21 protein-coding genes are annotated in these 19132 nt (G+C 64.4%); 9 read left to right on the top strand and 12 right to left on the bottom strand.

The genetic code is table 11. The features are described 5' to 3' along the window. The first annotated feature begins 38 nt into the window (after positions 1-38). The 4 genes from ACSU1L_RS02925 to ACSU1L_RS02940 all read left to right on the top strand — a co-directional run bounded on the left by ACSU1L_RS02925 (position 39) and on the right by ACSU1L_RS02940 (position 3145). A complete protein-coding gene (locus tag ACSU1L_RS02925; RefSeq protein ID WP_439254667.1) occupies positions 39-866 on the top strand; it encodes an SGNH/GDSL hydrolase family protein in 828 nt (275 codons plus the stop codon). A gap of 112 nt (positions 867-978) precedes the next feature. Then, positions 979-1572 carry a hypothetical protein gene (locus ACSU1L_RS02930; RefSeq protein WP_438254631.1) on the top strand — a complete coding sequence of 198 codons (594 nt, stop codon included), beginning with the start codon at positions 979-981 and terminating at the stop codon, positions 1570-1572. Further along, the gene (locus ACSU1L_RS02935; RefSeq protein ID WP_438254633.1) at positions 1569-2129 is read left to right on the top strand and encodes an RNA polymerase sigma factor; all 561 of its coding nucleotides are present in this window, start codon (positions 1569-1571) and stop codon (positions 2127-2129) included. Before ACSU1L_RS02930 ends, ACSU1L_RS02935 begins: the two co-directional genes overlap by 4 nt. Next, positions 2126-3145 carry an acyltransferase family protein gene (locus ACSU1L_RS02940; RefSeq protein ID WP_438254634.1) on the top strand — a complete coding sequence of 340 codons (1020 nt, stop codon included), beginning with the start codon at positions 2126-2128 and terminating at the stop codon, positions 3143-3145. The genes ACSU1L_RS02935 and ACSU1L_RS02940 overlap by 4 nt, the downstream gene beginning before the upstream one ends. Here the strand turns inward: ACSU1L_RS02940 and ACSU1L_RS02945 are convergent. After that, positions 3099-3923 carry a TrmH family RNA methyltransferase gene (locus ACSU1L_RS02945; protein WP_439254668.1) on the bottom strand — a complete coding sequence of 275 codons (825 nt, stop codon included), beginning with the start codon at positions 3921-3923 and terminating at the stop codon, positions 3099-3101. The two genes, ACSU1L_RS02940 and ACSU1L_RS02945, sit on opposite strands and share 47 nt — an antisense overlap. A gap of 33 nt (positions 3924-3956) precedes the next feature. Between ACSU1L_RS02945 and ACSU1L_RS02950 the strand changes: the two genes are divergently transcribed. Both ACSU1L_RS02950 and ACSU1L_RS02955 read left to right on the top strand, forming a co-directional pair. After that, a complete protein-coding gene (locus ACSU1L_RS02950; RefSeq protein ID WP_438254636.1) occupies positions 3957-4796 on the top strand; it encodes a Sir2 family NAD-dependent protein deacetylase in 840 nt (279 codons plus the stop codon). Beyond that, entirely contained in the window at positions 4793-5377 is a 585-nt protein-coding gene (locus ACSU1L_RS02955) for a histidine phosphatase family protein (RefSeq protein ID WP_439254669.1), read from the top strand. The genes ACSU1L_RS02950 and ACSU1L_RS02955 overlap by 4 nt, the downstream gene beginning before the upstream one ends. Positions 5378-5381: 4 nt before the next feature. Here the strand turns inward: ACSU1L_RS02955 and ACSU1L_RS02960 are convergent, their stop codons facing one another. From ACSU1L_RS02960 to ACSU1L_RS02980, 5 genes are read right to left on the bottom strand one after another with little or no spacing between them, the layout of a single operon-like run. Further along, positions 5382-6176, bottom strand: a complete 795-nt coding sequence (locus tag ACSU1L_RS02960; protein ID WP_439255038.1) for an HpcH/HpaI aldolase/citrate lyase family protein — start codon at positions 6174-6176, stop codon at positions 5382-5384. A 14-nt stretch (positions 6177-6190) separates the two neighbouring features. After that, complete coding sequence (locus ACSU1L_RS02965) at positions 6191-6664, bottom strand: MaoC family dehydratase (protein WP_439254670.1); 474 nt, start codon at positions 6662-6664, stop codon at positions 6191-6193. Next, positions 6664-7827, bottom strand: a complete 1164-nt coding sequence (locus tag ACSU1L_RS02970) for an acyl-CoA dehydrogenase family protein (protein ID WP_439254671.1) — start codon at positions 7825-7827, stop codon at positions 6664-6666. Before ACSU1L_RS02970 ends, ACSU1L_RS02965 begins: the two co-directional genes overlap by 1 nt. Continuing rightward, complete coding sequence (locus ACSU1L_RS02975) at positions 7824-9812, bottom strand: acetyl/propionyl/methylcrotonyl-CoA carboxylase subunit alpha (RefSeq protein ID WP_439254672.1); 1989 nt, start codon at positions 9810-9812, stop codon at positions 7824-7826. The genes ACSU1L_RS02970 and ACSU1L_RS02975 overlap by 4 nt, the downstream gene beginning before the upstream one ends. 5 nt (positions 9813-9817) lie before the next feature. Then, positions 9818-11371 carry a carboxyl transferase domain-containing protein gene (locus ACSU1L_RS02980; protein WP_439254673.1) on the bottom strand — a complete coding sequence of 518 codons (1554 nt, stop codon included), beginning with the start codon at positions 11369-11371 and terminating at the stop codon, positions 9818-9820. 96 nt (positions 11372-11467) lie between these two features. Here ACSU1L_RS02980 and ACSU1L_RS02985 point away from each other — a divergent pair, with 96 nt between their 5' ends. Next, the gene (locus ACSU1L_RS02985) at positions 11468-12061 is read left to right on the top strand and encodes a TetR/AcrR family transcriptional regulator (RefSeq protein WP_439254674.1); all 594 of its coding nucleotides are present in this window, start codon (positions 11468-11470) and stop codon (positions 12059-12061) included. A 21-nt stretch (positions 12062-12082) separates the two neighbouring features. Here ACSU1L_RS02985 and ACSU1L_RS02990 read toward each other — a convergent pair whose 3' ends face one another. The 3 genes from ACSU1L_RS02990 to pdhA are packed head-to-tail and all read right to left on the bottom strand — an operon-like array spanning position 12083 to position 15589. Beyond that, positions 12083-13468, bottom strand: a complete 1386-nt coding sequence (locus tag ACSU1L_RS02990; protein WP_439254675.1) for a dihydrolipoamide acetyltransferase family protein — start codon at positions 13466-13468, stop codon at positions 12083-12085. Continuing rightward, positions 13465-14475, bottom strand: a complete 1011-nt coding sequence (locus ACSU1L_RS02995) for an alpha-ketoacid dehydrogenase subunit beta (RefSeq protein ID WP_439254676.1) — start codon at positions 14473-14475, stop codon at positions 13465-13467. The genes ACSU1L_RS02990 and ACSU1L_RS02995 overlap by 4 nt, the downstream gene beginning before the upstream one ends. Before the next feature lies 1 nt (position 14476). Next, a complete protein-coding gene (gene pdhA, locus ACSU1L_RS03000) occupies positions 14477-15589 on the bottom strand; it encodes a pyruvate dehydrogenase (acetyl-transferring) E1 component subunit alpha (RefSeq protein WP_439254677.1) in 1113 nt (370 codons plus the stop codon). A gap of 168 nt (positions 15590-15757) precedes the next feature. Between pdhA and ACSU1L_RS03005 the strand changes: the two genes are divergently transcribed. Continuing rightward, complete coding sequence (locus tag ACSU1L_RS03005; RefSeq protein WP_438254650.1) at positions 15758-16231, top strand: Lrp/AsnC family transcriptional regulator; 474 nt, start codon at positions 15758-15760, stop codon at positions 16229-16231. On the opposite strand, the gene ACSU1L_RS03010 is transcribed toward ACSU1L_RS03005, so the two are convergent. Further along, a complete protein-coding gene (locus ACSU1L_RS03010; RefSeq protein ID WP_439254678.1) occupies positions 16203-17150 on the bottom strand; it encodes an alpha/beta fold hydrolase in 948 nt (315 codons plus the stop codon). The genes ACSU1L_RS03005 and ACSU1L_RS03010 overlap by 29 nt on opposite strands. Before the next feature lie 60 nt (positions 17151-17210). Here ACSU1L_RS03010 and ACSU1L_RS03015 point away from each other — a divergent pair, with 60 nt between their 5' ends. After that, positions 17211-17930 (top strand): 3'-5' exonuclease, encoded by a 720-nt coding sequence (locus ACSU1L_RS03015; RefSeq protein ID WP_439254679.1) that lies wholly within the window; start codon positions 17211-17213, stop codon positions 17928-17930. 62 nt (positions 17931-17992) lie between these two features. Here ACSU1L_RS03015 and ACSU1L_RS03020 read toward each other — a convergent pair whose 3' ends face one another. After that, positions 17993-18247: a type B 50S ribosomal protein L31 gene (locus tag ACSU1L_RS03020; RefSeq protein WP_438254655.1), complete on the bottom strand. Its 255-nt coding sequence runs from the start codon at positions 18245-18247 to the stop codon at positions 17993-17995. An 84-nt stretch (positions 18248-18331) separates the two neighbouring features. Then, positions 18332-19117 (bottom strand): ABC transporter ATP-binding protein, encoded by a 786-nt coding sequence (locus ACSU1L_RS03025; protein ID WP_438254656.1) that lies wholly within the window; start codon positions 19115-19117, stop codon positions 18332-18334. Between the last annotated feature and the right edge of the window lie 15 nt (positions 19118-19132).

The following is a 19132-nucleotide window of genomic DNA, read 5'->3' on the forward strand; positions in this document are numbered from 1 at the left end:
ACGGTCACGATCCATGGCACGGCATGAAGGAGAGCATGATGACCGCTCACGAAACTCCGCGTACACCGTATATGCCAAACGAGTCCACGCATCCGTGGCGTCGGTTCGTGGCCGTTGGCGACTCGTTCACCGAGGGCATCGGAGACCCCGATCCCGCCGCGCCAGACGGGCACCGAGGATGGGCTGATCGCGTCGCAGAGGTGCTCTCCCAGCAGGTTGATGACTTCGCATATGCGAACCTCGCCGTCCGGGGCAAGCTGATCGCGCAGATCGCCGCAGAACAGATCGAACCGGCCGTAACGCTGCGCCCTGATCTCATCTCGATCTGCGCCGGCGGCAACGACGTCATCCGCCCCGGCACCGATCCCGACCAGATTGCCGTTCAGCTTGAGGATGCGGTCGCTCGACTCACGTCGACCGGCGCGGCGGTCGTGCTGTTCACCGGTATCGACACGGGTTTCACGCCCGTGCTGCGAGCGTTTCGAGGCAAAGTCGCCATCTACAACGAGAACGTGCGCGCGATCGCCGATCGATACGACTGCATCGTTGCTGATCAGTGGTCACTCAAGACAGTGCAGGATCCGCGCTTCTTCGGCGATGATCGGCTCCACTTCAACGCCCTCGGCCACCACGAGGTCGCACGCATGGTGCTTCGTGCGTTGAACGTGCCGAACGATCTGCGGCCGATGCAGCCGGATCCGTTGCCCGCGCGAACCTGGCGCGAGGTGCGGGCGGAGGACCTCGGTTGGGCACGGGAGCACCTGGTGCCCTGGGTTCTTCGGCGGCTGCGTCACCAGTCTTCCGGCGACCTGATCACAGCGAAGCGGCCTGAGGCCTCACCGATCGCGCCCTACGAGCCTTCCTAGTGTGAGCGACTCGCTCAACGCAATGTGAATCTCCATGCAACATTTCTGCGCATGCTGGCCATTTCCTTGGTGACGACGGATTCTTCGCTGTCGTGGAACGCTGGGAGACAACATGCGAAAGCCCACGCTTGACGAGCTGCTCACGGGCAGCGGTCGAGATTACACCCCGCCCGCTTCGACGTCGGCGGCGCTGGACTCCGTCGTCGCCGAGGCACGGCGCTCCGCGAGCCGGGTGCGCAAGCCGGCGCGTGCACTCTGGCTCATTCCTGGGGCGATAGTCGCCGTCGGCGCGCTCACCGCGAGCGCGGTGGTCGTCGATAACCTGCTGCATGCCGATCTGCCGCTCGCGGTGGAGTACACGACGAACACCGGAATCCCCGTCTCGTGTACGGCCCAGATCGAAGGCGGCTCGCTTTTCGCAACGCAGCCGCACGCAGTGATCGAGTACTTCCAGACTCATGATTTCTCCGGGATCGGCCAGCGGATCTACGACTACGCGCTCGTCCTGACCGGTGACACGGAGGCAACACCAGGGGTGCTGCCGGCATCGTCGCAGTGGATTCCCACAGACGAGTTCTTGTCCGACGATGAAGCATTCTCGTTCTCGCTGACGTCGTTCTTGCTGACAGACGCACTCGTCGAACTCGATATCAGCGGGAGTGGCGACTCCTGGCTGAGTAGCGACTGCACAGGACAGCTCCGGTGACGATCGCCTTGCCGCCCAGGCCACTCGCGACCCAGTCGCCTGACATCGAACGGGCTTTCCGCGAATCAGCCCCTGCGTTGCTGGGGTATTTCATTCGCCGGGTGACACCGGAAGAAGATGCCGCCGACCTCCTCAGCGAGACCTTTCTCGCTGCATGGAAAAGCCCGAAGCGCAACGCAATCATGCCGGAAGCGATGAAGCCCTGGCTGTTCGGGATCGCCAGGAACGTGCTCTCCCAGTATCGCCGTGGCGTGCGACGACGTTCAGCTCTCGGCGACCGTCTGCGGTCGCATGTCCGCGCGGATCTGGCCGCGCAACTCGATGGTTCAACGGCCGCGCTAAATCCGGACGTGGCCGAGCATGTCCGGCATCTCATTTCGGACCTGCCCGCGATCGACCAGGAGATCATCACCCTCGTCTACTGGGAAGGCTTCACCCAAGAGGAGGTCGCGGCCATCCTGGGCCGGCGGGCGGTCACTGTGCGCAGCCGCCTCTCCCGCGCCCGCGCACGGCTGGCTCACCAGCTCGCCGACAGCACTGCATCGACTGAACTTTGAGCGCTCGCCCCTCCAATCTGTTCGATGCTCTCCGCCTGGCCGCAGCCTCCATGGTCATTGTCGGCCATGCCTGGCCGCTTTCGGGGCTCTCGGGTGTGCCGACCTTCGCGGGAATCCGTATTCATCATCTCGGCGTCTACATCTTCTTCGCGATCAGCGGCTACCTGTTGGCCACCAGTTGGGAACGCGACCCGCGGGCGATACAGTTCTTGATCCGGCGTTGCCTGCGGATCTTCCCAGCACTGATCGTCGTCGTCGTGCTGACCGTGTTTCTGATCGGCCCGGTCGCCAGCACGCTCCCAGCTGCTGATTACTGGGCGTCGAGTGATACCTGGCGATACCTCCTGACCATGCTGCTCTTTGCGCAGTACGAGTTGCCAGGAGTGTTCACGACCAACCCTGAACCTGTCGTCAACGGGTCGCTGTGGAGCCTGGGCGTCGAATTCTGCTGTTACCTCGTGCTGCTCGTCACCGCGCTGCTGGGACATCGCGCTGGCCGCGCGATCCGCGGAGCGCTCATCCTGACGATCGGATCAGCAGTCCTCACGGGTTGGCTCTTTGGGCCGATGCGCACGACGGCAATGGCACTGGTCTTCTTTTTGCTCGGTTCGCTGGCTTCTAGAGGTGGCAAGCTTGCGCACTGGCCGATCTGGCCAGCACTGATCGGGCTCGTTGCGATCGGACCCACGCAGGGCTCCGCCGCTACCCTGCTCGCGTGGCCCGTAGTCACCTACGCCGTCGTGGCAATCGGATCCAGACCGAGCCGGAGTGCAGGTGTCGTGCGCAGACCAGGCGATCCGTCCTACGGTATGTATCTCTGGGGTTTTCCCGTCCAGCAGCTGCTGATCGTGTTGTTCGGTCCTGTACCGTTGCTCGTCAACATCGCTCTGTCGTTGTCTGTTTCGATGGCCCTCGGGTATGCATCGTGGCTCTTGATCGAGAAACGCGCAATCGCCCTGGGTTCACGCGTCACCTCGTCGCGTAAAAGGTCACTGCCGATGCCGCCGCGACGTTGAGAGAGTCAACGCCACCCATCATCGGAATCGTCACTCTCCGGGCAAGCACGCGATCGGTAGCGGGGATGATGCCGTCACCTTCGGTACCGAACACCAGCGCGAGCTTCTCGTGATCTTCGACGACCAGCTCATCGAGGGTAATGGCGCCCTCCCCCAGGGTCATTCCCGCAACGACGTAACCCGCGTCCTTCAACAGCTCAATGTCCGCCGGCCAACTCTCAATCCTCGTCCACGGCACTTGGAAGACCGTGCCCATACTCACGCGCACGCTCCGCCGGTACAGCGGGTCAGCACACCTGGGCGTAACCAGCACCGCGTCGATGCCCAGTGCCGCAGCATTGCGGAACGCGCCGCCGACATTCGCATGATCGGTGAGGTTCTCCAGGATCGCGATCCGTGATCGGCCCGCGTCCGCTGATTCGTTCGCCGCACTGAGAAGGTCAGCGAGGCGTGGCATCTGCGGACGATGCATCGCAGCCAGAGCTCCCCGGTGCACGGCGTAGCCGGTAACTGCTTCAGCTACGTCATCCGTCACGACGATGATCCGCGTATCGCTCTCCTGCCCGAGCAGTTCAGCGATCCCCTCCACCCAGCGCTGTTGGACCAGCACCGAGCGTGGCTTATGACCGGCGTTGATCGCCCGCTCGATCACCTTCGCTGACTCGGCGATGTAAAGCCCGCCGGCAGGCTCCTGCACCCGTCGCAACGCGGTATCAGTCAGGTTGCGGTAGTCGGCCAGGCGCGGGTCGGCCGGATCTGACACGTACTCGAGATGCATACCCTCGACAGTAGACTCGATGCGGGAGGTTCCGTGAGTGCGACGACAGCTGCAGAGGTCTCTGACAGCATCGCAGCCGCAGCTGATCTGCTTCGCGGACGCCGGATTGCGTTACTCACCGGAGCAGGAATCTCTACGGATTCGGGCATCCCGGCGTATCGGGGTGAGGGCGCGCGTACCCGAACCGACCCGATGACCGGCCAGCGCTACCTGGCCGACGAAGAGGCCCGACGTCGCTACTGGATCGGCGGTCATCTCGGCTGGCGGGCCTTCGCCTCAGCCCAGCCGAACACCGGCCACACCACGCTGGCTGAAATGGAGCGCGATGGCCTCGTCACCGGCGTCATCACCCAGAACGTTGATGGACTGCATCTGCGTGCTGGCAGTGCACGCGTGATCGAGGTGCACGGCACGATGCGGCGAGTCGGCTGTCTGCAATGCGGTCAGGTATTCGACCGGCGAGATATCGCGACCCAGCTGGAACAGCTGAACCCCTGGATCACCGTCCCGGAGAACATCCAGCTCAACCCCGACGGCGACGTTGCTCCGGAGAGCACCGAGAACTTCATCGTGCCCAGCTGCACGGTATGCGGTGGGATGCTGAAACCTGACGTGGTCTTCTTCGGCGAGTTCGTCCCCCGTGACAGGTTTCGCGCGGCGGAATCGCTGCTGCACGCAAGCGATGCCTTGATCGTCGCCGGATCCTCCCTCGTAGTGAACTCGGGCGTGCGCATCGTCGAACGCGCCCGCCGACGCGGCATCCCCCTGATCATCATCAACCATGAGCCCACCCGTGCCGATCCTTGGGCGCATGTGACGCTCGCTGCCGGCACCAGTGATGTCCTTCCCGCCCTTCAGGAGCTTCTGACGTGACACTTTTGACCCTCGTACGACATGGCCAGACCGACTGGAACCTCGCCCGCCGCATTCAGGGCACCACAGATATCCCTCTGAATGAGACGGGACGAGCGGATGCCGGCGCCGCTGCCGCAAGGCTCGCCCCCGACACCCACCACGCCGTCTATGCCAGTCCCCTCGTGCGTGCGCATGAAACCGCCCAGATCATCGCCGCAGAGCTGGGTCTGGCCGAGCCTGTATTGGCCCCGGACATGCGCGAGCGCTCATTTGGTGAGGGAGAGGGAATTCTCGTGGCCGACTATCTCACCCGGTACGGCGATTGGCATGCCGCCCCCGCAGGTTCGGAAACGCTGGCTGCGGTATGCGAGCGCGCGCTGGATGCTCTGGACACCATCGCCCGCGACGCTCGGCGACGCTCAGCGCCTGTCGCCGAATCCGTGATCGTCGTGACCCACGGCGGCGTGATTCGTGCACTCCTGAACCATGTATCCAGCGGCAGTCTCCCCCGCGAAGGTGAGCTGCTGCGCAACGGTTCCGTGCACCGATTCGAATCTTCGCCCGGCGTTCTGCGGTTGCTGCTGCCCAGTACCGTCTGAGCGTCTACTGCGCCCGTGCCACCGTCGCGCGAGCATGACGCAGGAGGGGCTCGTCGATCATCTGGCCCTCGAAACGGAACACCCCGCGCTCGCCCACAGCAGCCGCCAGCATCGCGCGTGCCCGGGTCAGCGCCTGCGGATCGGGCGCATAGGCTTCACGGATGACGCCGACTTGGCTCGGGTGGATGCATGCCGTGGCCGCAAAGCCCGAGGCCACTGCATCCCGCGCCTCTTCAGCGAGACCCGCCATGTCGTCGATGTCGATGTGCACCGCGTCGATTGCGGCCTTCCCATGTGCTGCTGCTTCCACAAGGATGCGCGAGCGCGCATAGCGTGCAACGTCGCGGTATGTGCCGTCGGGATACCGGCTCGATGTGCCGCTGAGGGAGGCGACCAGGTCCTCGGCTCCCCACATCATCGCCACGATGCGCGGGTGATTAGCGATCTCTGCCGCCGCGCTGACGCCCCGCGCCGTCTCGCACAGGGCGATGAGTTCGAATCTGTCGTCGAAGGCATCCAACGCGGCCGCATCTTCGGTTTTCGCAACCATGACGCTGCGATAGCTCGACTGATCGAGCATCGCGAGGTCGTCCGCGAACTCCGGGCTGTCTGGCGCATTGACCCGTACGATGATCCGGGCCGGGTCGAGCGCTGAGGCCAGCACGTTCCGGCGGGCCTCGGTTTTCGCATCCGGTGCTACGGCATCTTCCAGATCGAGGATCACGGCATCCGCGCGATCAGCAGCTTTCGCAAAGCGCTCCGGTCTATCCGCCGGGCAGAACAGCAGGGCAGGCCCCATCTCGAGCGCCACGGTCACTGCTCCTTCGGCTGGCAGTGCATGAGAGCGACGCGTGTCGCGGTTGCGACGATGACACCGTCCTGGTTACGACCGGTGTGCGCGATCGTGCAGATACCCTGCTCCGGACGCGACCCGGATAGCCGCTTATCGGTGATCTCACTCTCGGTGTACAGGGTGTCACCGGCGAAGAGCGGATGCGGGAACGCGATGTCACCGAGTCCGAGCTGGGCCACCAGCGTGCCCTGGGTCAGTTGGGCGACGGATGCCCCGACCATGGTCGACAGCGTCCACATCGAGTTCATCAGCCGCTGGCCGAACTCTTGGGTCTCAGCGAAGGCCGCATCCAGGTGCAGTGCCTGGGTATTCATCGTCAACGTGGTGAACAGCATGTTGTCGGCCTCTGTGGCTGTACGCCCTGGTCGATGCAGGTAACGCGCACCCACTTCGAACTCTTCGAAGTACAGTCCGCGCTGGACGATGTCGGTCATCAGGTCAATCCCAATCCACGAGCGATCACCAGCAGTTGCACCTCGGTCGTGCCTTCGCCGATCTCGAGGATCTTCGAATCACGATAGTGGCGTGCGACCGAGAACTCGTTCATGAAGCCGTTGCCGCCGAAGATCTGCGTCGCATCCCGAGCATTGTCCATCGCTGCGTCTCCGGCAACGAGCTTCGCGATCGCGGCCGGCTCGGCAAACGGCTTTCCGGCGTCCCGCAGGCGTGCGGCGTGATGCCAGGCCAGGCGGGCCGTGTGCACCCGGGTACGCATCCTCGCCAGCGTGAACTGAGCGTTCTGACGCGTGCTGAGCGCGCTGCCGAAGACTGTGCGGCTCTTGGCGTAGTCGACAGCGGCTTCCAAGCATCCCTCCGCAGCGCCCGTTGAGAGCGCCGCGATGGCGATGCGCCCCTCGTCGAGGATGTTGAGGAAGTTCGCAAACCCGCGCCCCTCTTCACCCAGCAGATTCTCCGCGGGGACGCGCGCGCCGTCAAAGCTCAGCGGGTGTGTGTCTGAGGCATGCCAACCGACCTTGTCGTACGGTGCTTCCACGGTGAAGCCCGGGGTGCCGTTGGGAACGATGATCGTCGAGATTTGCTTACGCGCCTGCGCGCCCGGAGTCTGAGTGGTACCGGTGACCGCGGTGACTGTCACGAATCGAGTGATGGGCGTGCCGGAGTTCGTGATGAACTGCTTCGATCCGTCGATGACCCATTCGTCGCCATCGCGGCGAGCGGTTGTGCGGGTGGCGCCGGCATCGCTGCCGGCCTCAGGCTCTGTCAGTCCGAACCCGGCCAGGGCGCGGCCAGCGAGCAGATCCGGCAGATACTCGGCGCGCTGCGCATCCGTTCCGAACCGGAAGACCGGCATTGCGCCCAGGCTTACTCCGGCCTCCAGTGTGATCGCGATGGACTGGTCCACCCGGCCGAGGGCTTCGATCGCAAGGCCGAGAGCCATGTAGTCGCCGCCCTGCCCACCGACTTCCTCAGGAAACGGCAACCCGAACAGCCCAAGCTCGCCCATCTGCGAAACAACGTCCATCGACAGCGTGTGCGTGCGATCAGCCTCGTACGCCTGCGGTGCGACAACGGCGTCGGCGAACTCACGCACCATGGTGCTCAGTTCGAGTTCTTCTTCAGTGAGGTCGTAGGTCATGGTCGTTCTCCTCCGTCGGGGTGTTCTGAGGCGGACGTGACGGTCGCAACGGATTGGTCACGCCGTACTTGGTCGCCGACGGCAACCAGTAGATGCACGTCGCCGTCGTGTGGTGCGAGCACCGGATGCTCCATCTTCATCGCTTCGATGGACACGAGCGGCTGTCCCGCTGTGACGTGGGCTCCGTCGGTGACGTGTACCGCGACGACGCTGCCTGGCATCGGGGCTCGCGCTTCCGGGCTCGTCTCGGCGGCTGCGGGCTGCTGAGCAGCCAGACGATGGCGCATGCGAGCACGCCGGTTCAGCGGGCGGAGCCGCGAGGTGTGACCGGCCACCGACACCCAGACCGCTCCTTCTTCGTCGATCGCACTGGCGGCGGCGTCGGCATCCGATGTCCATCCGCCAGGTACGTCGACGAGCTCGCCACTGTCGGTGAGGAAAGCGATCTCGTGAGCGGTTTCCTCGGTCAGGGCTGCCCAGACCGATCCGCTGCGGTGAGAATTGCCTTGCTGCATGAGAAACACGTTCTGGGGCTGTTTCTCATGCAGCACGGTGTTTCTCGCGGCCTGCAGCATGCCGGGCGACGCCACGAGGGGCGACAGCGGAAGCAGCGTCTCGATCAGCCCGGTGTCCAAGTCCCCGCGCAGGACACGCTCGTTGGTCACCAGCTGCCGCAGGAACGCGATGTTCGTCTCCACCCCGAGCACAACAGTGCGGGCGAGAGCCGCGTCCAGTCGGGCAAGCGCCGACTCCCGGTCAGGGCCGGAGGCGATGACCTTCGCGATCATCGGATCGTAGAAGCCGGTGACTTCGCTGCCCGTCTCGATCGCGGCATCCACGCGCACGCCCGGCGGCGCATCGAAACGCAACACGTGCCCGGTCGACGGCAGAAAGCCCCGTTCCGGAGACTCCGCGTAGATGCGGGCTTCGACGGCATGGCCAGTCAGGGCCGGCGGCTCGGGCAGCTTCTCCCCCGCAGCAACCGACAGTTGCAACGCGACAAGATCCAGTCCGGTGACCGCTTCGGTGACGGGATGCTCCACCTGCAGTCGCGTGTTCATCTCGATGAAGAAGAACTCATCCGGGGCATCCGCATCGACCAGGAATTCTACGGTGCCGGCACCGACATACTCGACGCTCTCGGCCGCTCGAATCGCCGCGGCGAACAGTTGCGTTCGAACGGCTTCCGCGAGCCCCACGGAGGGAGCTTCCTCAACGACCTTCTGGTGCCGTCGTTGCAGCGTGCACTCGCGCTCGCCGAGGGCGATCACCGTGCCGTGGGCGTCGCCGAAGACCTGTACCTCGATGTGGCGCGGGCGCGCGATGAGTCGCTCCAACAGCAGCGAATCATCGCCGAACGCTGCTGATGCCACGCGACGAGCCGATGCCAGCGCACCGGCGAGCTCATCAGCCTGCGAGACGACCTCCATCCCCTTTCCGCCGCCGCCGGCACTGGGCTTGACGAGCAGTGGGTAGCCGACCTCTGCGGCACGCTGGGCAATCTGTTCGTCCGAAAGTCCGGTGACATCGAAGCCGGGGACGACCGGCACACCATGGGCTTCGACCTGTTCCCGGGCAGCGGACTTGTCGCCCATGATCTCAATCGCTCGGGGCGAGGGGCCGATGAAGGTGATTCCCGCTTCCGCACAGGCTTCTGCGAGGGCGATACTCTCAGACAGAAAACCGTACCCGGGATGAATCGCCTGCGCGCCACTCTGCTGCGCGGCAGCGATGATGGCGTCAACGCTCAGGTATGACTCCGCTGCCGGTGCGGGGCCAATCAGCACGGCGCTGTCGGCTTCACGGACGTGTGGCGATGTGGCATCGGCCTCGCTGTAGACGGCGACGCTGTGCACTCCACGCTCGCGCAGAGTGCGAATGATGCGTCGAGCGATCTCCCCGCGGTTGGCGACGAGGACGGTGTCGAAGTCCGCGCGCGCGGGACGACGAGTGGTGATCGCGGCGGCTGGCTCACTAGTGGTCATGGCACTCACATCCGGAAAAGGCCGAAGCGCGGTTCAGGTAGCGGGCTGCGGGCGATGACATCCAGTGCGAGCCCGAGCGTGTCGCGGGTCTGGTCGGGGTCGATGATTCCGTCATCCCATAGCCTCGCAGTGGCATAGTAGGGCTCCCCCTGAGTCTCGTACTGGGCACGGATAGGCGCTTCGAACGCGGTGCGCTCCTCGCCGCTCCAGTTCTCACCGCGCCCGGTGAGCTGGTCTTCTTTCACGGTCGCCAGCACCGAGGCTGCTTGCGCGCCACCCATCACGGAGATCCGGCTGGCAGGCCACGTCCACAGAAAACGCGGTGAGTACGCGCGGCCGCACATCGAGTAGTTGCCGGCGCCGAAGGATCCACCGATGATGACGGTCAGCTTCGGCACCCGAGTCGTGGCAACAGCGGTGACCATCTTCGCGCCGTCCTTGGCGATGCCGCCGGCTTCAGCTTCGGAGCCGACCATGAAGCCGGTGATGTTCTGCAGGAACAGCAGGGGAATGCCGCGTTGGTCGCACAGCTCGATGAAGTGAGCTCCCTTGAGGGCGGACTCGCTGAACAACACGCCGTTGTTCGCAACGATGCCGATCGGATGTCCGTGGAGCCTGGCGAATCCGGTGACCAGTGTCGTGCCGTACTCTGCCTTGAACTCGTGGAACGAATCGCCGTCGATAAGTCTGGCGATAACCTCTCGCACGTCGTAGCTTGCGTTCACGTCTACGGGAACCACGTCGTACAGGCTGGATGGCTCCGCAGGCTCGTGAGAGGGATCCACATCCCACGCCGGCTGCGCGGGCTGCGGCAGGGTGGCAACGATGTTGCGCACGATCTCCAGGGCATGCTCATCGTCTTCGGCGAGATGGTCGACGACGCCCGAGCGGCGGGCATGCAGCTCTCCCCCGCCGAGTTCTTCAGCGCTGACGACCTCGCCGATCGCCGCCTTCACCAGCGGTGGCCCGCCGAGGAAGATCGTGCCCTGGTTGCGCACGATCACTGTTTCATCGCTCATAGCGGGGACGTAGGCACCACCGGCGGTGCAGCTGCCGAGCACGGCCGCGATCTGCGGGATGCGTTCCGCGCTCATACGGGCCTGGTTGAAGAAGATGCGACCGAAGTGCTCGCGGTCGGGAAACACTTCGTCCTGTTTGGGGAGGAATGCTCCCCCAGAATCGACGAGATAGAGGCACGGCAGCCGATTCTCCAGCGCGATCTCCTGCGCGCGCAGGTGTTTCTTCACCGTCATCGGCAGGTAGCTGCCCCCCTTGACGGTGGCATCATTGCATACGACCATCACATGCCGCCCGTGCACCAGACCGATGCCTGCAATGACACCTGCCCCCGGAGCTTCGCCGTCGTACATACCGTCCGCAGCGAGCGGCGAGACCTCGAGGAAGGGGCTGCCCTCATCCAGCAGCCGGGTGATGCGCTCTCGCGGCAGCAGCTTGCCCCGTTCAACGTGCCGCTGGCGGGAACGTTCGGGACCTCCGAGCGCGGCGGTCGCCAGACGGTCGCGCAGCTCGCGCGCGAGCGATTGCTGGGTAGGGGGCATCGTGATGTCCTCCTTGACTCACGTGGTGGCACTCATCATGCATTTTCGGTTAGTGTTCACTAACCAGTTCATTTAGGTTAGCGAGCATTAACTGAGATGACAACCCCTGTCACTGCGCGAGATCGCGCCAAGGCCGAGCGTGCCGATGCCCTCCTGCAGGAAGCGGCGCGCCTTTTTGCCGAGCGCGGATACTCCGGGGTGAGTCTTGAGGACATCGGGTCCGCCGTCGGCGTCTCCGGTCCCGCTGTGTATCGTCACTTCGCCGGCAAGCAGGCTCTGCTGGGAGCCGTGCTGATCAAGGTCAGCGAGGAACTGGTCAGTGGCGGCCGGAACGTGTTTGACGGCGCAGCGGACGAGAGCGAGCGGATGCGGGCACTCGTCACCTTCCACGTTGATTTCGCACTGTCCAACGCCGACGTCATCCGGGTGCAAGACCGGGACCTGGCCCATCTCGCAGATGCTGACCAGGCGGAGGTCCGCCGCCTGCAGCGCACCTATATTGACCTGTGGATCGACGCATTGCATCCCTTGCAGTCGGGCGCAACCGATGAGCTGCGCCTCCGCGTCCAGGCGTGCTTCGGCCTCATCAACTCCACGCCCCACAGCACGCGCAGCGCTTCCCGTTCGAAGAAGACAACCGCGCGCACGCTGATCACGATGGCCGAGGCCGCACTGCTCGCTGGCCTCTGATTTCAGACCGGCTCCGCGCGATCACCGCAGGAGCATCGCCCGGCCCGGTTGTTCGAGAATATCCGCGACGTCCTTGACGAAGCGCGCACCCTCGGCGCCATCCACGACGCGATGATCGAACGAGAGACTCAGCGTCATCATCTGCCGCAGCGCGATCTCACCGCGGTATTCCCAGGGTTGACGACGAACCGCTCCCACCGCGAGAATTCCCGACTGACCGGGCGGCAGGATCGGGGTTCCCGCATCGATACCGAAGACTCCGATGTTGGTGATCGAGAATGTGCCACCCATCAGCTCGGCCGGCGAGGTCTTCCCGGACCGCGCAGTCTCGGTCAGAGCACTCAGTGCGTCGGCGAGCTCTGGCAGACTCATCTGATCCGCATCACGGATGTTCGGCACGATGAGACCACGCTCGGTTGCCGCGGCAATGCCCAGATCGACGTAGTGCGGCTGTACGATCTCTGCGGCTTCCTCGTCCCAGCGCGAGTTCAGCCCAGGTGTACGGGTCAGGGCCAGGCAGACGGCCTTCGCCACGACGACAAGCGGTCCGATCCGATGCTCGGCCAGAGCGCGATCCTGACGCAGGCTCGCGATGAGATCCATCGTTTCGGTGACATCAACCGTGTGGAAGGTGGTCACGTGCGGAGCGGTGAACGCACTCTGCACCATCGCGGCGGCGGTGTGCTTGCGCACCCCGCGAATGGGAATGCGTGTTTCACGCTCCCCCGGCGTCGACGGAGGCGCTGTAGGCGGCGCCGGATGCTTCGATGCTGCTGTCTCAGCGGGACCGGTCTGCGGAGCCGCACCGATGCGCTCGGCATAGGCATCGATGTCATCGCGTGTGATGAGCCGGTCACCGACTTCCGCGGCAACCAGGACGATGTCTACGCCCAGCCGCTTGGCGTAGGCGCGCACCGGCGGCGTGGAACGCGGCCGTTCACCGGTCTGGCGGGGCGCTGGCATCTCGGGGAGAACATCGTGCGGGGCCGCCTCCAACACAGCGGTATCGATAGTCCTGGTCCCCACAGCCGAGCGCCGAGCGCGCCGGACCGGGCGTGCCGTGCTCGACGGAGCTGCGCCATAACCCACCAGATTCGGCGGTGTCTTCTCCGCTTCCTCTGTCGGGGCCTGGGCCTGGGCTGGCGGCGCTTCATCATCCGAGGCTTCGCCGGCGACGTCGAAGGCGATGAGCGGTGCACCAACGGCCACGGTGTCTCCGGCCTCGGCGTGCAGACTGTGCACGGTGCCCTCATAGGGTGACGGCAGCTCAACAACAGCCTTGGCGGTTTCCACCTCGGCCAGGGTCTGATTCAGCGTGACTGTGTCACCGGGCGCAACGAGCCACTGCACGACATCGGCTTCAGTGAGCCCCTCACCGAGATCAGGAAGACGGAATTCTTCGATCATGATTCGGCCCCCGTCAAGCTGTTCGGTCGCTCAAGGACGCGGTCGACGGCATCAAGAATCCGGTCCAGATCCGGCAGGTGGAACTTCTCCAGCTTTGCGGGCGGATACGGCACATCGTGTCCGGTTACGCGCAGAGGGGCGGACTCGAGGTACTCGAAGCAGCGCTCCGTGATGCTTGCGATCACCTCAGCCGCAACTCCGGCCTCCCGTGATGCCTCGTGCGCGACCACGACGCGTCCGGTACGCCGAACGGATGCGGCGACCGTGTCGTAGTCGATGGGTGACAACGAACGCAGATCGATGACCTCGAGAGACAAGCCTTCGTCGGCGGCAGCGTCCGCGGCATCCAGCGCTGTTGACAGCATTGCGCCGTACGTGATGACCGTGGCATCCGATCCTTCGCGGACGACACGGGCGAGCCCCATCGGCGAAGCGTCCGCCAGCGAAGAATCCAGGTCAACCTCGCCCTTGTGGTGATAGAGGCGCTTGGGTTCGAAGAAGATCACCGGGTCGTCTGATGCGATCGCCTGCTGTAGGCAGCGATAGGCGTCCTCCGGGTTGGAGACAGCGATCACCCGTAGCCCGGCGGTGTGTACGAAGTAGGCTTCCGGGGACTCCGAGTGGTGTTCCGCCGCACCGATTCCACCGGCCCAGGGAATGCGGATCGTGATCGGCATCTTCACCCGGCCCTGCGTGCGGTAGTGCAACTTCGCAACCTGCGAGACGATCTGATCGAACGCCGGATAGACGAATCCGTCGAACTGGATCTCGACCACGGGTCGGTACCCACGGTAGGCCAGCCCGACTGCGGCGCCGACGATCCCGGACTCGGCGAGTGGAGTATCGATCACGCGCGTCGCGCCGAACTCGTCCAGCAACCCGTCGGTGATGCGGAATACGCCCCCGAGCTTTCCGATGTCTTCACCCATCAGCACGACTTTGTCGTCGTCCTTCATGGCCTGACGGAGTCCAGCGTTGAGGGCCTTGCCCAGAGTCATCACGGTCATCTCACGCCTCCTCGAAGCTCGAGAGGTACGCTGCGTACTCATCGCGCTGGCGATCGATACCGCAATGCGGCTCGGCGTACACACCATCAAAGACGGCGAGCGGCTCACGGGTCACCATGCTGATGCATTCGGCACGCATCTGACGAGCGATGACATCTGCGTCGGCATGTGCTGCGGCGATCTGCTCGTCATCGATCTCTCCGGCGGTGCGCAGGTGCGCTTCCAACCGTGCGATCGGGTCACGCGTGCGCCAGGCCTCAAGCTCGGCAGCATCCCGGTAACGCGTCGGGTCGTCGGAGGTGGTGTGCGGCCCCATCCGGTAGGTCACCGCCTCGATGAACGCCGGTCCCTTACCTGCCCGCGCATGCGCCAGAGCCCAGCGCATCGCAGCCATACAGGCCAGTACGTCGTTTCCGTCGACACGCATGCTGGGGATGCCGAATCCGGGGGCGCGGCCGGCAATCGGATACTGCGACTGCACAGCAACGGGCTCGGAGATCGCCCAGTGGTTGTTCTGGCAGACGAACACCACCGGGGCCTGATAGGAAGCAGCGAACACCATGGCCTCGTTGACATCACCCTGGCTGGTGGCGCCGTCTCCGAAATAGGTCACGGCAACTTCCGGGGCCTTGTCGTATTTGATGCCCATCGCGTAGCCGACGGCGTGCAGTGTCTGGGCGCCGATGATGATCTGCAGCGGCGCAACGCGCATCTCCTGCGGATCAAAGGGCGCACCCTCTTCACCGCGCCACACGCGGACGAAGTCCGCCGGCTGCGCGCCCCGCGCGTAGATCACGCCGGTCTCGCGGTAGCTCGGGAACACGAAGTCGATTGGGTCCAGAGCGCGTGCTGTGCCGATCTGCGCCGCCTCCTGGCCGTTGCACGGTGCCCACAGGCCCAGCTGTCCCTGTCGTTGCAGTGCAACACCCTCGGAGTCGATGCGACGAAGAATCACCATGTCGCGATGAAGGTCGCGCAGTTGCGCGGCGTCAACGTCAGCGACCAATGCGTCCAGCGCGGGGTTGCTCAGGCGCGTCCCGTCGGGCGCGATGAGCCGCTCGGAGAGCTCAAGATCCTGTGTGGTGTCTGCGATCGGGGTGGTCTGCGGTGACATCATCGTCCTCCTGTCAGGTGACTCCCTCGTGAGGAGTTGCACGCCTGCTCCGACATCGTCATCGGATGCTTCGAGCGTACGTCTACTGATCAGCACGCTCAAGCATTGAGCAAACCGCTGAGCATGTTGCCCATTAACGCGGCACAGATCCTGCTAACGTTTGGCACTATGTCGACGCTTGACCGAGTTGATCTCGAACTGCTCACTGTGCTCGCTGAGGATCCACGCACGACGATTGTCGCGCTCGCAGACATGCTCGGCTTGTCGCGCAATACGATTCAGGCCCGAATGGCTCGGCTTGAGCAGACCGGAGTGTTCCTGTCCTACGAACGCTCGTTCTCACCGGAGGTGCTCGGTTTCCCGCTGCAGGCGTTCGTGAGTATCGGGCTGCGTCAAACCGATCTGCCGCGGATCACCGCGGAACTTGCACGAATTCCCGAGATTCTGCAGGTGCACGGTTTGAGCGGATCCATCGATCTGCTTGCGCGAGTGGCGTGCCGTGATGCACGCCATCTCTTTGACACGGATGCGCGAATTCTGTCCATCGAAGGCGTGGAGCGTACCGAGACTTCGCTGGCGATGGGCGAAGTGATTCCGTTCCGTGTTGCGGGGCTCATCGGCCTTGCGCGACGGGAACCCTGAGGAAGCGACGAATGTGCCCGGCCGCTTCCGCGGGGGTTTCATAGTGGATCAGGTGTCCGACATCTGCGATTTCCACCAGCTCCGCGCTCGGGAACAGAGTGGCCAGATGCCGTTCAGCTTCGATCGGGGTGATGTCATCCTGTTGCGCCGCCACCAGCAGCGTCGGCACCGCGATGCGCGGGGCGAAGGCTCGCACATCGTGCGAGACACTGGCGACGAAGGCATCCCGAAGCACGTCACGATCAGCGAAGTCCGAGAAGTAGGTGTCGTGCTGGTCATGGATGAAACGCCGCAGCACGGGGTCCTTGGTCTTCGCCATCGTGATGCTGGCGACGCGGACGATCAGACGACTGCGCAGCAGAGCTGTGCCGAGCTTGGCCGGCAGCTTCGCGCCCAGTTCGTAGTAGAGAACGGCCAGCCGGGTCATCAGTCCCTTCGGCCCCTCCAGTGCCGGCGCGCCGATCGGGTTGATGAGAATGAGACGGGGAGTCTGCAAACCGGTGGCGACAGCGGCCGAACTGACGATCGAACCGAAAGAATGCCCGAGGATCACCGCTCCCGGTGCCACCGCCGCGGTGAAGTCCTGCAACCACCCCGCGTACTCGTCGAGATCGTGGGTGCGTCCGGGTAACGGTGGCGTCTCGCCGAAGCCGGGAAGGTCAGGCGCGATCACGCGCACGTCAGGCAGGTAGGCCAGAACCGGCTCGAGGCCATGGTGCTCGCCGCGGAAACCGTGCACGGCGATGACGGTCAACGGCTCTGTCTTCGGGGCCGCCGCGTCCTGTGCACTCTGGTCGGTATCCGAGTCGGCTGACGGACCGTAAACCCAATACGCTGTTGTTCCGCCGCGCACTTCGACCTCGTGACGCTCAATCGGAATACGGCTCAAACGATCGGCGTACGGCGAGAAGACGGGCATGATTCCAGTCTACGGGCGAGCCTCAGCGACAATGTCCGAGGCTCTCCATACCGTTAGGGCATGGCAACAGATCTCGAACTCCCCGACTGGCTCGGTCGCATCGGCGTCTTCGATCTTGAGACGACGGGTGTCGATGTCAGCGCCGATCGCATCGTCACCGCGCACGTCGGAGTGCTCGACGCGAAGGGGCGCCAGATCGCAGCCCGATCGTGGATGGCCGATCCCGGTATCCCTATTCCGGACGGTGCAGCGGCCGTGCACGGCGTGACCACCGCACAGGCCCAGCGCGACGGGCATCCGGCTGCCGAGGTCGTCAGCGAGATCACCGCAGCACTGCGCGCCCTGTTTGCACAGGGAATGCCGGTGGTCGCGTACAACGCCTCGTACGACTTCTCACTGCTGACGAACGAGTGCCTGCGTCATGGCATCGCACCGCTTGAGACTCCGGGCCCGATCATCGACCCGCTGGTGATTGATAAGGCCGTTGACCGGTACCGCAAGGGCAAACGAACGCTCGAAGTGGTCGCTCAACACTATGGTGTCCAGCTCGATGGCGCACACGAGGCCTCAGCAGATGCCATTGCCGCGGGCCGCGTCGCGCAGGCGATCGGCCGATCCTTCGAGCTCGCTCCTTCAGCCCAAGAGCTACACACTCAGCAGATCAGCTGGGCCCGTACTCAGGCCGAAAGCCTCACAGAATACTTCATCCGCATCGGCCGGCTCGACGCCAGCGATGCGCTCGACGGCACCTGGCCGGTACGGGCGTACACCAGCGTCTGAACCCCCGCCCATGAACGACGAAAGCCCCGCCGGAGCGGGGCCTTCGTGCTGCGGGAAGCTGCTTACTTGCTGCCGCCGAAGCCCTTGAAGCGCTGGTTGAACTTCTCGACGCGACCGGCCGAGTCCATGATGCGCTGCTTGCCCGTGTAGAACGGGTGCGAAGCCGAGGAGATCTCGACGTCGATGACGGGGTACTCCACGCCGTCCAGCTCAACGGTCTTGTCGCTGGTGACGGTGGAACGGGTGAGGAACGTCTCGCCCGAGCCGAGGTCGCGGAACACGATGTCCTTGTAGGCGGGGTGAATGTCAGTCTTCATGCGGATTCCTTGGCTTGCGGGTGCGTACAAATTGAAAGTCAGAGGGTGCAGGTGCACCAGGGGTCGAGTTTAGCAGATGCGCGGTCACGAAGTCGCGCGCGCCGCGTACCGACCTTCTTCCGACGAGAGTGCGATCGGCAAGCCGAACGTGTCGGTGAGGGCCGCGGCAGTCAGCGTCTCGGCGATCGGACCGGCAGCAACGATCGCGCCGTCACGGATGAGGAGCACGTGGGTGAATCCGATCGGAATCTCTTCGACATGGTGAGTCACCATGACCATCGCCGGCGTCGTGGGCGACGATGCGTACCCGCTCAACAGGCTCAGCAGTTCTTCACGCGCGCCGAGATCGAGGGATGCCGTCGGCTCATCCAACAGGAGCAGTTCCGGGTCGGTCATCACCGCACGAGCGATCTGCACACGCTTCTGCTCGCCGTCGCTGAGTGTGCCGAACGTGCGGTCTGAGAGGTGACCGAGTTTCCATTCCTCCAGAACGCGCAGCGCGCGACGCTCATCGATGTTCTCGTACTTCTCGTTCCAGCGGCCCATCACTGAGAAGGCCGCGGTGAGTACGACGTTGAGCACTGTCTCGTCGCGTGGGATGCGCTTGGCCATCGCAGAGGAAGCGAAGCCGATGCGCGGACGGATCTCGAACACGTCGGCGCGACCGAGTGTCTCGCCCAGGATGTCGACCCTGCCCTCCGTCGGGTGCATCAGCGTGTCGGCCAACTGCAGCAGGGTCGTCTTGCCCGCGCCGTTCGGCCCGAGCACCACCCATCGCTGGTCGTCTGCAACCTGCCAGGTCACATGATCGACGATGTTGCGCCCGTCACGGCGCACGACGACATCGGTGAATTCCAGAGCGCTCGGCATGATTCCAGCCTATCG

The organism is Microbacterium sp. A94 (assembly GCF_051842855.1).
GTDB lineage: Bacteria > Actinomycetota > Actinomycetes > Actinomycetales > Microbacteriaceae > Microbacterium.

Excerpts from the sequence above, each read along its gene's own strand:
- ACSU1L_RS02925 (WP_439254667.1), top strand. The coding sequence starts at position 39 with ATGACCGCTCACGAAACTCCGCGTACACCGTATATGCCAAACGAGTCC.
- ACSU1L_RS02930 (WP_438254631.1), top strand. The coding sequence starts at position 979 with ATGCGAAAGCCCACGCTTGACGAGCTGCTCACGGGCAGCGGTCGAGAT.
- ACSU1L_RS02945 (WP_439254668.1), bottom strand. The coding sequence starts at position 3,923 with ATGCATCTCGAGTACGTGTCAGATCCGGCCGACCCGCGCCTGGCCGAC.
- ACSU1L_RS02960 (WP_439255038.1), bottom strand. The coding sequence starts at position 6,176 with ATGGGGCCTGCCCTGCTGTTCTGCCCGGCGGATAGACCGGAGCGCTTT.
- ACSU1L_RS02965 (WP_439254670.1), bottom strand. The coding sequence starts at position 6,664 with ATGACCGACATCGTCCAGCGCGGACTGTACTTCGAAGAGTTCGAAGTG.
- ACSU1L_RS02970 (WP_439254671.1), bottom strand. The coding sequence starts at position 7,827 with ATGACCTACGACCTCACTGAAGAAGAACTCGAACTGAGCACCATGGTG.
- ACSU1L_RS02975 (WP_439254672.1), bottom strand. The coding sequence starts at position 9,812 with ATGACCACTAGTGAGCCAGCCGCCGCGATCACCACTCGTCGTCCCGCG.
- ACSU1L_RS02980 (WP_439254673.1), bottom strand. The coding sequence starts at position 11,371 with ATGCCCCCTACCCAGCAATCGCTCGCGCGCGAGCTGCGCGACCGTCTG.
- ACSU1L_RS02985 (WP_439254674.1), top strand. The coding sequence starts at position 11,468 with ATGACAACCCCTGTCACTGCGCGAGATCGCGCCAAGGCCGAGCGTGCC.
- ACSU1L_RS02990 (WP_439254675.1), bottom strand. The coding sequence starts at position 13,468 with ATGATCGAAGAATTCCGTCTTCCTGATCTCGGTGAGGGGCTCACTGAA.
- ACSU1L_RS02995 (WP_439254676.1), bottom strand. The coding sequence starts at position 14,475 with ATGACCGTGATGACTCTGGGCAAGGCCCTCAACGCTGGACTCCGTCAG.
- pdhA (WP_439254677.1), bottom strand. The coding sequence starts at position 15,589 with ATGTCACCGCAGACCACCCCGATCGCAGACACCACACAGGATCTTGAG.
- ACSU1L_RS03005 (WP_438254650.1), top strand. The coding sequence starts at position 15,758 with ATGTCGACGCTTGACCGAGTTGATCTCGAACTGCTCACTGTGCTCGCT.
- ACSU1L_RS03010 (WP_439254678.1), bottom strand. The coding sequence starts at position 17,150 with ATGCCCGTCTTCTCGCCGTACGCCGATCGTTTGAGCCGTATTCCGATT.
- ACSU1L_RS03015 (WP_439254679.1), top strand. The coding sequence starts at position 17,211 with ATGGCAACAGATCTCGAACTCCCCGACTGGCTCGGTCGCATCGGCGTC.
- ACSU1L_RS03020 (WP_438254655.1), bottom strand. The coding sequence starts at position 18,247 with ATGAAGACTGACATTCACCCCGCCTACAAGGACATCGTGTTCCGCGAC.
- ACSU1L_RS03025 (WP_438254656.1), bottom strand. The coding sequence starts at position 19,117 with ATGCCGAGCGCTCTGGAATTCACCGATGTCGTCGTGCGCCGTGACGGG.